Genomic DNA, 13,958 nt, shown 5'->3' with positions numbered 1-13,958 from the left:
CCCGGTCGTTAAGCCTCTTTGCGCCGATGGTACTGCCTTCATGGTGGGGGTGGGAGAGTAGGTTGCTGCCGCATTTTTTGTTGGGGGGTTCCGTTTCGTGCGGAACCCCCCATTTTTTATGCCCGGATGCGATGCAGCCGGGTCATTCCAACAGCCGGACGGGTCTTTCGGAGGCGCAAGCGAACGGTTCCCGTTCGCCCGCTACTCCCCCGGCCCTTCCACCGCAGCGGACAGGTACTCCTCCCAGGTCTGCCGTCCGTCGGCATTTCCCGCCGCCAGGTTCGCCCCGCTGCGAAAGGCGCGCGCCACCTCTCCCGGGAACGGGATCTTCTTCACCGGACGGCTTCGGCCCCGGATGCTCTCGTAGGAGGTTGCCAGGCTCTCGACCGAGCGCACCTCCGGGCCTCCCATGTCGACCGCTCGCCCTCCGGGGCCCTCCCTGGCGATATCGACGAGGCGCCCGGCCACCTCGTCGGCGGCTACCGGTTGGAACCAGAAGCCCGCCGGGACGGGAACGACAGGCAGCCGTTCCGGCTGTCCGAGGAGCCAGTCGATCAGCTCGTGGAACTGGGTGGCGCGCAGGATCGTCGAGGGGAGCCCCGACTCCTCGATCAGTTCCTCCACCGCGAGCTTGCCCTTGTAGTAGCTCAGCGGCACGTAGTCGATGCCGACGATCGATATGTAGATGAAGTGCCTTACCCCTGCCCGTGCTGCAGCGGTGATCACGTTTGCGCCGGCCGAGACCTCCCCCAGGGATGAACCGGCCACGTGTGCGCAGTGCACCACCGTGTCGACGCCCGTGAGGGCTTGGTCGAGCCCTTGGTCCGAGGCGAGGTCGCCGGTGATCCACCTTGCCCCGTCCCCCTGCGTGGGCGCCGCCCGGCGACTGAGGACGCGGACTTCCGTGTCGTCGTCGTCCGCCAGGCGGCGGACGATGCGGCGCCCGAGTGTCCCCGTCCCGCCCGTGATGAGTATCGGTGTCGGGTTGTTGGCCATGGCAGAGATTCTCCTTTGAGGTCGCCTGCCCGGGTGCCGCCGCGCCGTCCGGCGCGCGGTCCGCGTTCGCTGCACTCCGCACCGGTAGCCGTCGCACCGCTCCCCCGGTGCTCGGTCGCCGTATCCGGCGCCTGGATGCCCGCCTCCGGCGAGCGTCGCCGGCACCGGGCTCCGACAGGGACAGGGGGCAGAAGCATGCAGGAGATTGGCGACGGTTTCCGGCTCTTCCCAGTGCCCTACCCGCTTCGGCACAAATGTGTGTCCTCACCATGTGAATAGGCGCAACGAAGGGTTAACCCCTGGCATGGTTGTCGTTGCGACGACAAGTCCAGGAAGTCCAGGAGGGATTGAGCGATGCCGCTCGCCGTGGACGATGGCCGTCTCCGCGCTGCACGGATGCACGCGCAACTGCTCATGGGACCGCCCGCCGCGGGCGTCGTCGGCGCCGTGCGGGGAGCGGCGGCGCTACAGGCGCAGGACGCTCAAGCGTTGCGGTTGGCGATTCGCGCCCGGACCTCCGGACTGACCACCGCCGATGTGCGCAGCGCGGTGGCCGAGGAGCGCTCGATCGTGCGGACGTGGGCGATGCGGGGCACGTTGCACGCGCTGCCCGCCTCGGACGCCGGTTGGATCGTAGACCTGTTGGGCCCCGTCTTCGTCCGCAGGTTCCGCAGGCGCCGCCTCGAACTCGGGCTGGACGACGAGCTGTGCGAGCGGGCCGAGTACGTGATCCGCGACGTGCTGGCCGGCGGCACGTGCTTGACGCGCGAACGGCTGGTCGAAGAGCTGAACAAGGCCGACGTGCCCGTACCGGCCGACGGTCAGGCGCCCGCTCACCTGATGGCCTACGCGGCGATGCGCGGCGTGGTCTGCCGCGGACCGGACACCTCGGGTGGCGACGGGGGCGAGCCCACCTACGTCCTCATGCGGGAATGGGTCGGGGCGTGGGAGGGGCGCGACACCGGTTCCGCGCTGGCGAAGCTGGCGCGTCGGTACCTGTGGGGCTACGGGCCGGCTGGGCTGGAGGATTTCGCGGCCTGGTCGGGACTGCCCGCGCCGATGGCGCGCCGCGGATGGGAGCTTGTGGCCTCCGAGGTCGCCGAGGTGACCACGGACCGCGGGCCCGCGTGGGCGCCGCGGGAGTTCGCCGAAGTGCTGCCCGCCGCCGGGCCGACACCGGCCCTGCGGCTGATCGGCGCCTTCGACGCGTGTCTGCTGGGCTACAGGGGGCGGGATCTCGCCGTGCCGCAGCGGTACAAGCGGCAGCTCGCGCCGGGCGGCGGGATCGTGCATCCGGCGGTCCTGGTGGACGGCCGGGCCGTTGCCCGGTGGCGCTGGGGGCACGGGCGTGAGTCGGTGGTCGTCGAGCCGTTCGAGCACCTGTCCGCGGAGCTGCTCGGACAGGTGGACGCGGAGGCGGCCGACATCGGCCGGTTCCTACGCGGCGAGCGGCTGCGATTGGACGTGCGGGAGGCGGCACAGGCCGAATGACGGTGCGCCGCAATCGCCGGTGCGGAACAGGCGAGCCGGGGACCGTTGCCGGACCGACGCCGGGCCCGCCCAACGGCGTCGCCAAAGGTTCGGCACGGCGGTCACCGCGGCCGGCGAACGCGGCCGGACGCAGGCGTCCGTATTGCGCAGCGGAGCGGAGCGGGTGTGAAGCAGGCGAACCCGGGCCGTTCAGCGCCCGACACGCGCCACCGCACGCGGGAGGTGGAACCCCACCCGCGTGACTCTGATCAGGATTCGGAGGGCATCAACGGGGTTGAGAGCTAGTCGTCCTCGGGCTCGGCACCCGCTGGGCTGTCCATAAGCTGGCGCACCAGCGCCATGAACTCTTCGTCGCTCATCGCGGCCCAGTCCACACGCTCGTTCATGGTGGCCGGATTCCCCGGATTCAAGATCAATAAGCCTGAATAAGCCCCTGCATGGGCTAATTCCCGGTAAACGATTGTGCCGTGCGATGTCTTTCGAGCGCACAGGTACAGGCGAGGCGTGAGATCGTGCCGCCGGGTCCGGCCGGGTGCGGCCATCGCGGTGCGCCGCGGTCGGCGGGCGTCAGAACCGGCGGTTCACCGCGCCGCGGCACTGGGGGCAACGGCAGCGCTTGTTGTAGCCGGTCAGGGTTCCGTGGGCGATGTCGGGGTCGCGCTCGGCGGTGAGGGTGGCGTCGAGCTGCTCGCCGAAGGTGGTGAGGATTCGCGCCGCGGAGAACACGCGCTGTGGACTGACGCCGAGGTCGCGGGCCGCGTCGTCGATGTGGACACCTTTGCGCAGCTTGGCTATGAGGCGCGAACGAGTCGACGGGGGAAGCTCCTCCTCGGCGTTCGCGATCAGCTGCTCGGTGTCGTCGATCGGTTGGCTCATTGGGTTCCTTCACCTGTGCACGGGGGCGTGCTCCCGTCGGTCCTTCTGCATCGTACGCGGTCCCCGCGACGGTTCGGCGCGGGGTCGTGGCCGACTGTGACGGTCCGGCCACAGGGAACAGGGGCGACGGACGAGGTCCGGAATAGAGGCGGCCTCGGGCATGGTTCCACCGTCGGGAGAGGCCGCTCCGGCTACCCCCGGACGAGGTGCGCCGTACCCGGTCAGCGACAAGACGGCGCGGTTCGGAGGGGTCATGGCCTGGCTGCTGCTCGTCCTGTCCGGTCTGCTGGAGAGCGTCTGGGCGACCGCCCTCGCCGCGTCGAACGGCTTCACCCGCTTGTGGCCGTCCGCCGTGTTCGCGGTCGCTCTCGCGCTGAGCATGTCCGGCCTCGCGCTCGCGCTGCGCTCGATCCCGGTGGGTACCGGGTACGCCGTCTGGGTCGGCATCGGCGCGGTGGGCACGGCGATCGCGGGCATGGTGTGGTTCGGCGAGGCGGCGAGCGCCGCGCGGATCGTCTGCCTGCTGCTGATCGTCAGCGGGATCGTCGGGTTGAAGCTGCTGCACTGAGCCCGCGAGGGGCGGCCGGCCCGGAGGTGCGACTCTGCGGTGCGCTCCGCCGCATTCGGCTGTGCGCGGGAATGCGATCCGGGCAGCACCGAATCCGCGTTCCACGATCCGGTCATCACTCGTCGGCGGCCCGATCCGAGGGCTGTGCTCTCTCGCAATTCTCCCTGGTCGCACGCCGCCACTTCCGAAACGCCCAGGAGCGGGCGCGGCAGCAGCCGTCGGCGAATATCCCGTGGTCGGACGCTGATTTCTAGAAACGCATTGCTAGAGGCTAGACCGAGTGCTTCTCTGGAGCCACGTAGCCAGTACTCAGCGTGTACGGGACGGGCGCCATGACCAGCCCCACTGTTCGCCGTCGGCGGCTCTCCGCGGAATTGCGCCGTCGCCGCGTCGAAGCGGGAATGACACTCAGCGATGTGGCCGATGTCCTCGAATGGTCTCCCGCCAAGCTCGGGCACATAGAGACCGGTATCCGGAAATGGCCGTCCGTGATGGAGGTCTCCGCGCTGCTGAAGTTGTACGGGGTCACCGGCGGTCAGCGCGAAGCCATCCTCACCATGGTCCGCGAGTCGCGGCTGCGCCCCTGGTGGACCGAGTACGAGGACGTGATCTCCTCCGCCTACGTAGGCAACGAGGCAGGTGCCGTCGCGATCGAGACCTACGGCGGGATGCTCGTGCCGGATCTGCTGCAGGTACCCGAGTACACGGCGGCGCTGGCCCGCTCGCAGGGGTACGGCGACCTCGGAACCGAACGCATGGTCGCCGCGTTCCTGAAGCGCCAGGAGGTACTCGAACGCGACACCCTGGAGCGTTACCACGCGATCGTGGAGGAGGACGCGCTGCGCAGGGTGAGCGGCGATTCCGCCCTGCTCCACGCCCAACTGCGCCGTCTCATCGACCTCGGTCGGCGCCACGACCGGGTCGTCATCCGGCTGCTGCCCGGCTCCGCGGGGCTGCACTCGGGCAGCGCCGGCCCGTTCACCGTGTTGGAGTTCGACGAGGGCGAGGCGTCCCTGGCGTTCGTCGAGGCGACCCACGGCGGCGGGATCGTCGAATCCGAGGACGGCGTCGCCGCTTGCCAGGACGTGTGGTGCCGCCTGGTCGCAGCGACCAGTTCACCCGAGGCCACAGTCACGACGCTCAACCGCCTCGCCCTGCTGACCTGAAGCCCCGGCCGCATCGGGCGGGAACGCGCCGCCGGGTTGCTAGTCTGCGGGGGAGACAACCCCATAAAGTTCTCTAGTGGCGCCTACCGCACAGCAGACGGGAAGCCCGGCAGGGAGCACTCGGCCGCCCTCCCCGACCCGCGGTGGCGTACACGTCCTATTATCACGATCCGAGACCAAGAAGGGGTGCACACCATGAAGAAGATCATCGTCCTGGTGCTGGTGGCGCTCGGTGCGTTCGCCGTCTACCGCAAGATCCAGGCGGACCGCGCCGAGCTCGACCTGTGGACCGAGGCCACGGCCGGCGACAACTAGCCGGAACGGTCCGACCGGCCACGGCGCGGTACACGCGCCGGTGGCTACTTCGGCGTACCCGGAGTCGTGGGCGGACGTCGTCCCCTGCGGCCCCCACGCTTCTGGGACCGCCTGCGAGTGGTGCCTCCTCCACCCCGAGCGCTACGCCGGAAAAGAGCGACCGGCACTGCCCGCCACGCGGTATGATCGACACTGATCAAACCGGGGCCATAGCTCAGCTGGCAGAGCGCCGGTTTTGCATACCGGAGGTCAGGGGTTCGACTCCCCTTGGCTCCACGGTTGTTTTCGCTGGTAAAGCGAACACACGACGGCCGCCCGAGGTTCACCCCGGGCGGCCGTCGTGTGTCTGATGCACATTCACCTCCGCGCCCGAGGCGATCGCCAGCGAGGCGGCCGTGGGCCGGAGCTGCGCGCGGTCGGATTGAGGAGTCGACTGCGGCCCCGAAGGCGAGTGCGGGTGTGCGGACCCGCCGGGGGTAGAGCGGTGTCCGCACACCCGCGAGCGCGCGGCCGGCGGGAAGGCCGTTGACGGGGCGACCGGCCGCGCGGGCCCTGCCTACGCGTGGGGCGGGATGTCCTGCCAGTACACGCCGTCGGCTATCTCGGAGAGCTGATCAGCGATCCAGGGCGAGGAGAGCAGGGACCGGGACGGGCGACCGGCCCGCGCCGGAGGCTCTTCGAGCTGCTGGACGAACCGCTCGACATCGGGTTCGGTCAGTGTCGGGGCGTGCTCTGCGTCGCGGTCAACAGCAGTGGCGAGCCACAGGTGCTCGGTGCGCCGGATGCTCCAGCGTTGGCCGTAGCGCGAGCGCAGCAGCGCGAGCAGGGCCTCGTTCGGGGCGCTCAAACCAGCACCCCCGACCCCGCCCCGGCCAGGGAGACGGCGGTAGCGCGGCGGCGTTCCTCGCGCCGAGCCCGTTCGGCCGCTTCACGTTCGCGCATGCGCCGCTCGTGGGCGAGCACATAGGGGCGGACGTAGGACGCCCGAATGCGGTCGCCCACATACAGAATCTCGCCGGCCGCACACGGCGCTTCCTGCACCAGGCACCCGGAAGAACCCCTCGTCCGGCTTGGACACGCCCCAGTCGTCGGATGTGGCGATCATGTCGTTGGGCAGGTCGAGCGAACGCAGGATGCCACCGGCCCGCACGGTCTGATTGCCCGCGATGCCGACCCACAGCCCTTGCTCCCGCAGCTTCGCCAGCGACGGCTGCACGTCGGAGTAGAGGTCAGCTTCGCCGAAGGTCTCGGGTTGCCCGGCCTCAGCCCGTTTCTGCCGCTGCTCGGCCAGGTCGAAACCGGGGTGGAAGACCTGGAACGTCTCCCGGTAGTCGAGCCCCCGAGCGATGATCGCCCCGAACATCGCCGAGAACGTATGACGCGGCACCCCGAGCCAGTCAGCCCACGTCCCGTACTTGGGTGGTCGGCCCAGCGCGACCGGGCACCTCGGGTCGAACCGCGGTTGCGCGCCGATTGCGCACGCTGTGGAGGCTGTAGATACTGGTTGCATGGGCCGATCCGACGTCGTGGGCATTGTTCTCGTTCCGGGCCAGACCGTTCGGGCGGAGGTCATCGACCACCAGCCATGGGGCATGTCTGCCCGGATCATCGGCCATGAGGACGTCAACGCGTCCATCGACGCTGCAGCCATCGACAGCCCATCGGGATCACCCATCGCGCTCCCCGAAGAACGCCCGATCCGAGGAGCAGTGGTCACGGCCGTTGTCCAGCAGATCCGCGGAGGGGCGTCGTCGTCCGGCTACGTTCGCCTGACCCTGCGCGCAAACGACTTGGCCGAGTTCCAGTGGCACTGCGACTTCTGCATGACGCCTACGACGTTGAGTCCCGGAGGCGACGGAGTGGTCATGACGGTCAGAAGCGCCGAAGGACCCGGAGGCCAGACCGTAACCACGCATCGAGCATGCCTCGTGGATGCCTTGCACCCGGAAAGTGTCGAACGGGCCCGCGTCACCAGGGTCGGCTATGGGCAGGACACCGGGTCCCGCTGACTCGCCCGCCGCACCCCTTCCGCTGAGGGGAGCGTGCACCGTGCACGGAGGTTCCTCGGAGGGGCTGCAGGCGCGCCGCGCGGCGCGACCTAGCCGTGTGAAGGCCGCTCGGGCCGGACGGCGGCCGGGGCAGGAGTGTGGGGGTGGACGCGCGGGCGCCCTGCGGGGGACGTGTGCGGCCGCGGGCGGAGGGCGGTGCGCGAGCACATCCGGCAAGGGCAGGCGGGGTGAAGTGCGTTCGTCATGGTTCTGATTGTGGCGGGTACCGGTGACAGTACTCATGAGTAGCCGTACTCGGATTCGGGCATGGCCGCACGCGGCCACCAGGGAATACGGCGGGCGCCCGGTGTGTACGGGGCGTGTGGTCGGCCGACCCGGTCAGCCGCCGCCGAGGGCGCGGACCAGGAGTTCGCGGAGCCGGGTGCGGTCCGGCTCGTCCAGCGCGCCGAGGAGCCGGTCCTCGGCCTCGGCGACCCGGTGGCGCCCCCGCTCCTCGGCGTCGCGCCCGGACGGGGTGACGGTGAGCAGGTAGGCCCGCCGGTCGGCGGGGCTGCGGCGGCGTTCGACCAGGCCCTGCTCGTCGAGGTCGTCGACCACCGCGACGATCGTGGTCCGGTCGATGCCCATGCGATGGCCCAGTTCCTGCTGGGTCATCGGGTCCTCACGGGTGAGAACGCCCAACGCGGCGTGCTGCTTCACGCCGAGGTTCAGCGCCGACAGCTCGTCGGTCTCCGCGTCGAGGCCGCGGAAGTAGAGCTTGCCGAGAAGGAAGCTGAGCCTGTCGAGGAGCGGCGAAGGGAACTCACTGGCCATAGGCCGACTTTAACCCCGAGCTAATAGACACACTGACTGATTGTCAGTCATGCTGTTATTGTCTGTCGGTGGGTGTCCGTGCCCCACTCGGCTTGGGCCCCTGCCGAGCGGATCGACGAAGGCGAGGGAAGCGGTGCAGGTCGTCGAGGCTGTTTGCGGCGGGGAGGCGGTGGCCGAGGTCGTCGGTCGCACCGTGTCGGTGGGCCCGGCCCAGGGCACCGGCCGCCTCCTCGCCCCCACCGCAGCTACCGGGCCGGTATCAGCCCGGCGTGAATCGGAGCGGCAGGGTGGTGGGTCCGGTGATCCCGATGGCGGGCCGCCACGGTGCAGGTCCACCGGCTTCGGGGGCGCGCATGCGCCGCGCCAGGATCGGCAGCGCTTCGGCCATCTCGGCGCGGGCCAGCACGGCGCCCAGGCAGAAGTGCGGACCCCCGCCGAAGGTGAGCTGCGCGGCGCGGTGCTGGGTGATGTCGAACCCCGCTTCGGCGAAAACCTCGGGATCGGTGTGGACGGGGTCGAGCAGGATGGTGACGAACTGGCCGGCCTCGATCGTGAGGTCGCGGAAGACGAAGTCCTCGGCCGCGATCCGGGTGATGGCGGTGGATGTCGGTCCCACGCGCATGACCTCTTCGACAGCCGTCGGGGCGAGGTCGGGCCGCTCGGCGAGGAGGTCCCACTGCTCCTGATTGGCCAGGAACGTCGACATCGCGCGCCCGAGCTGGTGCTGGGTGGCGTCCTGGCCGGCCAGCAGCAGGCCGATCACCATCGCCCGCAGTTCCTCCGGCGCGAGCCTGTCCCCTGCCTCCTCGGCCTGGATCAGCGCGGTGAGCAGGTCGTCGCGCGGATCGACGCGGCGCTTGGCGATCAGTCCGTCGACCGCGCCGCCCAGCCCCGCGAGTGCCGCCTCGATGCGTTCGCGGTAGTCGCGGATGAACGGCGTCACCACCAGGCCGAGGTCGTTGGCCCAGCCGCGGAAGGCGTCGTGCTGCTCTTCGGGCACGCCCAGCAGCACGCAGATGATCTGCGCCGAGTAGGGGTCGGCGAAATCGGCCATGAAATCGCAGCGCCCCGACTCGTGGAAGCCCGCGATCAGGTTCTCGGCGATCCGCCGCATGTCCGGGCGCATCGCTTCGACGGCGCGACGGGTGAAGGCCTGGCTGACCAGCCGGCGCAGCCGCGTGTGGTCAGGCCCTTCGACAGTGGCGATGAACTGCCGCATGAAGTCGTAGAGCGGGCCGTCGGTGATGCCCTGCGAGGGGAAGAAGTCGAGGAGACTCTGGCGCAGCCGTCGGTCACCGACCAGGCCGTCGGCGGCCTCGTAGCGCAGCACCGCGTAGCCGAGCGGCGTCCGCGCGTACCAGTCCGCCTCGCGCGCCGCTTGGACTTCGGCCGCGTCGGGCCGAAAGTCCGGATCCATGATGTCGAGATAGGTGGCCGCCATAGCGCCCCTCCAAGGATGTCGCTGATCCGGGCATTGCGGTGCGTCACGCTAACGGCGGCCGATATGGCGCGACTGAGATCCGGATACGGGGGCGCTGAGCGCGCACCGCAGATCGGGTGCGGGCCGGCCCGCACCTGCGAGAGGGCTCGCGGAGGACGGGAGGAGGACGCCTCGCCAGCGGGTGCACGGCTGGTCGGACCGGCGAGGGGCCTGTCGATGGCCGGGTTTGGGTCAGTCCGTCAGGCTCCGCTCGGTAAGGCGCGATATGTCCCGTCCGCAGTCGCCACCGGCCACCTCCGCGGCGAAGACGGAGACGAGCTTGTGGAAGGTGTAGAGCCGAGCACCGGTCTCGTGGCAGCCCGCGTCGCTGAGCAGGCCGGTGTCGACCAGGCTGGTCAGGCTGATCTCGGCCGCGTGCTCGCAGATGTCCAGCAGCGTCGCGGCCTCGTGGATCGTGAAGCTGCAATGCCGCAGTGGGACGAGCGACGTGAAGTCGGCACGGGTGCGGGCGTCGAGGCCGTGGAGAACCGACTCGAGCCGGGTGAACAGGTCGAGCCCGAGCCGCTCCATATCCGAGAGCGTGACCCCCTCGCTGCCGTCGATGCGCTGGCGCAGGTCGGCGATGCCCAGCGACGACAGCGACGCCAGCCGCTCCCCCACGAACCGGATCGCAAGCGGCAGGCCGCCGACACTGCGCACCAGTGCGCCCGCGGCCGCGTACTCCGACCGCACACGCGGCTCACCGACGATCCGGCTCAGCAGGGCGCGGCCTTCGTCGTGCGAGAAGGGGGCCAGCGAGACCCGTTTGGCACCTGCGATGACGTGCAGAGGGCTACGACCGCAGATGACGGTCGCGCAGCCCAGCGGGAGAAGGCGCTGGAGCTGCATCTGCGGGTGGACACCGTCGAGGACGAGCAGGATGCGCCGCTCTTGGGCCAGGGAGCGAAACGCGCTCAAGTAGTCGTCGGCGGTGTCGGGCAGCTCGTCGCGGCGCACACCGGCCTTGCGCAAGAGCGGTGCGAAGAGCTTGTCGGGAGGAACGGGCCGGTCCGAAACGGACTCCAGGTCGGCGTAGAGCTGGCCGTCGGGAAAGTCGTCGATCAGCCGGTTGGCGATGTGGACGGCGGTCGTGGTCTTGCCGGCCCCCGGCATGCCCTGGACGCACACGATCGGTGCGTTCGCCCCCTCGGAGGTCAGGTGGCGGACGGCGTCCTCGACGAGCTCGTCGCGCCCGCTGAAGTCGGGGATGTCGGGTGGCAGTTCCGCGGACCGGGTCCGCAGACGGGTCGCGCCGCGCGGGCCCGGCGGTGCTTCGGCGTCGATGTCGGTGCCACCGACGAGCAGGGAGTGCTGGATGCGCTGGACGGCGGCCCCGGGCTGCAGCCCCAGGTCGGTGGAGAGGCGCTTGTGCAGCTGCTGGTAGACGTCCAGGGCCTCGTAGCGGCGTCCGGCGCGCGACAGGGCCAGCATGAGGATCTCGTAGAACCTCTCGTGGAAGGGGTGCCGCTCGATCAGCACCTTCAGCTCGCCGATGATCGCCGGGCCCCGGCCCAGTCGCATGTCGGTGTCCAGGCGAAGCTCCAGTACCTGCCGATGGCGCTCCTCGAGCCAGGTGACGTGGTTCCTCAGCTGCTCGCCGAGGGCGACATTGGACAGTGGGTCCCCGCGCCATACCGACAGCGACTCGGCGAGAAAGGCGCCGGCCTTCTCGATCTCGTCGCGGGACGCCGCCGTACTGCCGGTGTCGAGCAGCGAGGCCCCGTGGCGGTGCAGGTCCTCGAATCGATGCACATCGAGTTCGAGGCCCTGGAGCTCCAGCGAGTAGCCGTGGGGCCGCGTGACCAGAATGCTGCCGCACTCGGAGCCGCTGCGGCGGAACGCCTGCCGGAGTTCGTAGATGTAGGTGTGTACCGTGCCGAACGCGTGGTCCGGCGGCGTGTCCCCCCAGATCTCCCGGACTATCGAGTCCCTGGTGATCGTCTCCCCGTTCCGGACGGTGAGCAGGGCCAAGAGGCTCCGCAGCTTCGCGGGTCTCGGCGTTATGTCGGTTCCGGCGGCGCCCACATTGAAATCTCCGAGAACTGAGAATTGCATGGTTCTCCCAGGGAGTGTGCCTGTCGTGTCGTGGTGGTATTTCGTTCCTGTTTCCGACTCTGGTGGTCGATTAAAATGTTGATCCCTCGCTGTTTTCCGGAAGTAGTGGAGGGTGGAGGGAGGTACTTTTTTCGGGCGTCGATAAGTGACGACTCCGACTCGGATCCTCTGCAGGGCCGGGCTTCCGGTGACTGGCAGTCGAAATTTCGACAGCCTGGATCGGCTATGGGGATGTTACTGTTCAGATGTCAAGCGCCATGGCGCACTGCAACGGAAATCTTACTTCCCGGGGCAGCGCCATGACAGTGGTCCCGGTGGCCGGAATTTGCCAGCACTGCGAGTTCAAATGTATTCCCGAAGTCCCGGAAAACCCTCGGGCTCCGGCCGTCCGAACGGTTCGCGAGTGGCGATTCCCGGCGGGATTAGCCGCCGCCGAGCGCGCGGACCAGGAGTCTGCGCAGAAGTGCCCGGTCCGGTTCGTCCAGTTCGTCGAGGAGGCGCTCCTCGGCGGCGGCGACCCGGCGCCGACCCTGCTTGCGCGTGTCGCGGCCTGGCGGGGTCAGGGTGAGCAGGTAGGCCCTCCGGTCAGTGGGGCTGCGGCGTCGTTCGACCAGTCCGCGGTCGTCGAGGCCGTCGACCACGTTGACGATGGTGGTCCGGTCGATCCCCAGGCGGTGCCCCAGTTCCTGCTGGGTCATCGGACCTTCCTCGGAGAGGACGGTGAGTGCGGCTTGTTGTTTCACGTTGACGTTCAGTGACGACAGCTCGTCGGCCTCTGCGTCGAGGGCCTGAAAGTAGAGCTTTCCGAGTAGGAAGCTGAATCTGTTCAGGAGAGACGGAGGGAAACCACTGGCCATACCACAACTCTAGCAGTGCAACCGACTAACCGCTCTACTGATTATCAGTGATTCTGTTAGTATCCCGTTGTGGGTGTATTCGCCTCCGCACGGCCGGTCGCACCGGTCGACGTGCGGCCGTTCCCCTGATGCTCCCGGCCCCGGGCTGAGCGGCGCGTCGGCGCCGCCGGGGTCTGCCACCGAGCCCCTACGCAGATCAACGAAGGTGAGGATGCCATGCAGACGGTACAGGCCGCCCGGTTCGGAGGACCCGAAGTCCTGGAGGCAGGCGAGGCGCCGGATCCCGTCGCCGGAGAGGGCGAGGTCGTGATCGAGGTCGCGGCCGCCGACGTCATCATGCTGGACGTCCTCGTGCGCCGCGGTGCGCCGGGCCCCTGGGCCGTCGAGCCCCCCTACGTCCCGGGCACGGGCGTCGCTGGACGGGTCGCCTCCGTGGGGACGGGTGTCGACGCCGGCTGGATCGGTCGAGGGGTCGCGGCGAAGCCGGGCCGCGCCGCCGTGAACGCCGGTTCCGGCAGCGTCGCCGAGGCCGCCGAAGGGACGTCTCCGACGGGTGGCTACGCGCAACTGGCCGTCGCTCCCGCGGACGCGCTGCTGGAGGTACCCGAGGGCGTCGCGCTGCGCGAGGCGGCGGCTCTCGTGAACGACGGCATGACCGCCATGCAGATCTCGCAGGCGGCTCGGATCGGCGACGGCGAGAAGGTGCTGGTGATGCCGGCCGGCGGAGGTCTGGGCAGTCTGCTCGTGCAGCGTGCTGCCGCCGCGGGCGCCACGGTGATCGCGGCGGCCAAGGGGCGCCGCAAGCTCGACCTGGCCCGCGAGCTCGGTGCCGACCACGCATTCGACTACTCCGAGAGCGACTGGCTAGAGCGCGTCCGCCAGGTCGCCGGCGACGGCGGGGTGGACGTCGTGCTCGACGGCGTCGGAGGGGAGATCGGCAGGGCCTCCTTCGACGCCGCCGCGCGCGGCGGCCGCTTCTTCGCCTTCGGGGCTCCCAGCGGCGGGTTCACCCGGATCGACCCGCAGGAGTCCCGGGACCGGGGGGTGAGCGTCGTCGGACTGATGGAGCTGCCGATGGAGCCGGGCGACCAGAAGCGCCTGCCGGAGGCGGCGCTGGCGGAGGCCGCCGCCGGTCGCCTCAAGCCGACCGTCGGGCAGAGCTACCCGCTCAAGCAGGCGTCCGACGCGCACAGCGCCATCGAGGGCCGCGCCGTCGTCGGCAAGACGCTGCTGCTTCCCTGACGCCGGAGGCCGGCCGCTCGCAGCAGCCGGCGGCCCCGGAACGCGTGCTTCACGTGCCTTTCACCGCAAGCGGGGCGGGCGGGCCCGGAG

General features: G+C 69.8%; 14 protein-coding genes, 1 tRNA gene and 1 riboswitch. Of the genes, 7 read left to right on the top strand and 8 right to left on the bottom strand.

Annotated features, from left to right (window positions below):
* Positions 1–201 precede the first annotated feature (201 nt).
* Complete coding sequence (locus RM446_RS24260) at positions 202–996, bottom strand: SDR family oxidoreductase (protein ID WP_311547765.1); 795 nt, start codon at positions 994–996, stop codon at positions 202–204.
* A gap of 354 nt (positions 997–1,350) precedes the next feature.
* Between RM446_RS24260 and RM446_RS24255 the strand changes: the two genes are divergently transcribed.
* Positions 1,351–2,487: a winged helix DNA-binding domain-containing protein gene (locus RM446_RS24255; RefSeq protein WP_311547764.1), complete on the top strand. Its 1,137-nt coding sequence runs from the start codon at positions 1,351–1,353 to the stop codon at positions 2,485–2,487.
* A 567-nt stretch (positions 2,488–3,054) separates the two neighbouring features.
* Here the strand turns inward: RM446_RS24255 and RM446_RS24250 are convergent.
* Complete coding sequence (locus RM446_RS24250; RefSeq protein ID WP_311547763.1) at positions 3,055–3,363, bottom strand: hypothetical protein; 309 nt, start codon at positions 3,361–3,363, stop codon at positions 3,055–3,057.
* Between the two features lie 175 nt (positions 3,364–3,538).
* Positions 3,539–3,605: riboswitch (guanidine-III (ykkC-III) riboswitch) on the top strand.
* 11 nt (positions 3,606–3,616) lie between these two features.
* Between RM446_RS24250 and RM446_RS24245 the strand changes: the two genes are divergently transcribed.
* From RM446_RS24245 to RM446_RS24230, 4 genes are all read left to right on the top strand, one after another.
* Positions 3,617–3,931 carry a DMT family transporter gene (locus RM446_RS24245; RefSeq protein WP_311547762.1) on the top strand — a complete coding sequence of 105 codons (315 nt, stop codon included), beginning with the start codon at positions 3,617–3,619 and terminating at the stop codon, positions 3,929–3,931.
* A 401-nt stretch (positions 3,932–4,332) separates the two neighbouring features.
* Positions 4,333–5,097 (top strand): helix-turn-helix domain-containing protein, encoded by a 765-nt coding sequence (locus RM446_RS24240; RefSeq protein WP_311547761.1) that lies wholly within the window; start codon positions 4,333–4,335, stop codon positions 5,095–5,097.
* 195 nt (positions 5,098–5,292) lie between these two features.
* Positions 5,293–5,412, top strand: a complete 120-nt coding sequence (locus RM446_RS24235) for a DLW-39 family protein (protein WP_217783044.1) — start codon at positions 5,293–5,295, stop codon at positions 5,410–5,412.
* A 203-nt stretch (positions 5,413–5,615) separates the two neighbouring features.
* Positions 5,616–5,688, top strand: a tRNA-Ala gene (locus RM446_RS24230).
* 280 nt (positions 5,689–5,968) lie between these two features.
* On the opposite strand, the gene RM446_RS24225 is transcribed toward RM446_RS24230, so the two are convergent.
* The gene (locus RM446_RS24225; RefSeq protein WP_311547760.1) at positions 5,969–6,259 is read right to left on the bottom strand and encodes a hypothetical protein; all 291 of its coding nucleotides are present in this window, start codon (positions 6,257–6,259) and stop codon (positions 5,969–5,971) included.
* An 81-nt stretch (positions 6,260–6,340) separates the two neighbouring features.
* Positions 6,341–6,775 (bottom strand): HAD family hydrolase, encoded by a 435-nt coding sequence (locus RM446_RS24220; RefSeq protein ID WP_311547759.1) that lies wholly within the window; start codon positions 6,773–6,775, stop codon positions 6,341–6,343.
* A 145-nt stretch (positions 6,776–6,920) separates the two neighbouring features.
* On the opposite strand from RM446_RS24220, the gene RM446_RS24215 reads away from it, so the two are divergent.
* Positions 6,921–7,421 (top strand): hypothetical protein, encoded by a 501-nt coding sequence (locus tag RM446_RS24215; protein WP_311547758.1) that lies wholly within the window; start codon positions 6,921–6,923, stop codon positions 7,419–7,421.
* A gap of 378 nt (positions 7,422–7,799) precedes the next feature.
* Here the strand turns inward: RM446_RS24215 and RM446_RS24210 are convergent, their stop codons facing one another.
* The 4 genes from RM446_RS24210 to RM446_RS24195 form a co-directional block, all read right to left on the bottom strand.
* Positions 7,800–8,234 (bottom strand): MarR family winged helix-turn-helix transcriptional regulator, encoded by a 435-nt coding sequence (locus RM446_RS24210; RefSeq protein ID WP_311547757.1) that lies wholly within the window; start codon positions 8,232–8,234, stop codon positions 7,800–7,802.
* Positions 8,235–8,493: 259 nt separating this feature from the next.
* The gene (locus RM446_RS24205; protein ID WP_311547756.1) at positions 8,494–9,675 is read right to left on the bottom strand and encodes a cytochrome P450; all 1,182 of its coding nucleotides are present in this window, start codon (positions 9,673–9,675) and stop codon (positions 8,494–8,496) included.
* Positions 9,676–9,906: 231 nt separating this feature from the next.
* A complete protein-coding gene (locus RM446_RS24200) occupies positions 9,907–11,769 on the bottom strand; it encodes an AfsR/SARP family transcriptional regulator (protein ID WP_311547755.1) in 1,863 nt (620 codons plus the stop codon).
* 422 nt (positions 11,770–12,191) lie between these two features.
* The gene (locus tag RM446_RS24195; RefSeq protein ID WP_311547754.1) at positions 12,192–12,626 is read right to left on the bottom strand and encodes a MarR family winged helix-turn-helix transcriptional regulator; all 435 of its coding nucleotides are present in this window, start codon (positions 12,624–12,626) and stop codon (positions 12,192–12,194) included.
* A 216-nt stretch (positions 12,627–12,842) separates the two neighbouring features.
* Here RM446_RS24195 and RM446_RS24190 point away from each other — a divergent pair, with 216 nt between their 5' ends.
* Complete coding sequence (locus RM446_RS24190; RefSeq protein WP_311547753.1) at positions 12,843–13,868, top strand: zinc-binding dehydrogenase; 1,026 nt, start codon at positions 12,843–12,845, stop codon at positions 13,866–13,868.
* The last annotated feature ends 90 nt before the right edge of the window (positions 13,869–13,958 follow it).

It is taken from the genome of Streptomonospora wellingtoniae (assembly GCF_031845375.1).
Classification (GTDB): Bacteria; Actinomycetota; Actinomycetes; order Streptosporangiales; family Streptosporangiaceae; genus Streptomonospora; species Streptomonospora wellingtoniae.
This window is presented reverse-complemented; position numbering and strand designations above follow the sequence as displayed.

Coding starts and splice junctions, on each gene's coding strand:
- RM446_RS24210 (WP_311547757.1), bottom strand. CDS start 8,234: ATGGCCAGTGAGTTCCCTTCGCCGCTCCTCGACAGGCTCAGCTTCCTT.
- RM446_RS24235 (WP_217783044.1), top strand. CDS start 5,293: ATGAAGAAGATCATCGTCCTGGTGCTGGTGGCGCTCGGTGCGTTCGCC.
- RM446_RS24220 (WP_311547759.1), bottom strand. CDS start 6,775: ATGTTCGGGGCGATCATCGCTCGGGGGCTCGACTACCGGGAGACGTTC.
- RM446_RS24245 (WP_311547762.1), top strand. CDS start 3,617: ATGGCCTGGCTGCTGCTCGTCCTGTCCGGTCTGCTGGAGAGCGTCTGG.
- RM446_RS24250 (WP_311547763.1), bottom strand. CDS start 3,363: ATGAGCCAACCGATCGACGACACCGAGCAGCTGATCGCGAACGCCGAG.
- RM446_RS24240 (WP_311547761.1), top strand. CDS start 4,333: ATGACACTCAGCGATGTGGCCGATGTCCTCGAATGGTCTCCCGCCAAG.
- RM446_RS24260 (WP_311547765.1), bottom strand. CDS start 996: ATGGCCAACAACCCGACACCGATACTCATCACGGGCGGGACGGGGACA.
- RM446_RS24190 (WP_311547753.1), top strand. CDS start 12,843: ATGCAGACGGTACAGGCCGCCCGGTTCGGAGGACCCGAAGTCCTGGAG.
- RM446_RS24195 (WP_311547754.1), bottom strand. CDS start 12,626: ATGGCCAGTGGTTTCCCTCCGTCTCTCCTGAACAGATTCAGCTTCCTA.
- RM446_RS24215 (WP_311547758.1), top strand. CDS start 6,921: ATGGGCCGATCCGACGTCGTGGGCATTGTTCTCGTTCCGGGCCAGACC.
- RM446_RS24200 (WP_311547755.1), bottom strand. CDS start 11,769: ATGCAATTCTCAGTTCTCGGAGATTTCAATGTGGGCGCCGCCGGAACC.
- RM446_RS24205 (WP_311547756.1), bottom strand. CDS start 9,675: ATGGCGGCCACCTATCTCGACATCATGGATCCGGACTTTCGGCCCGAC.
- RM446_RS24255 (WP_311547764.1), top strand. CDS start 1,351: ATGCCGCTCGCCGTGGACGATGGCCGTCTCCGCGCTGCACGGATGCAC.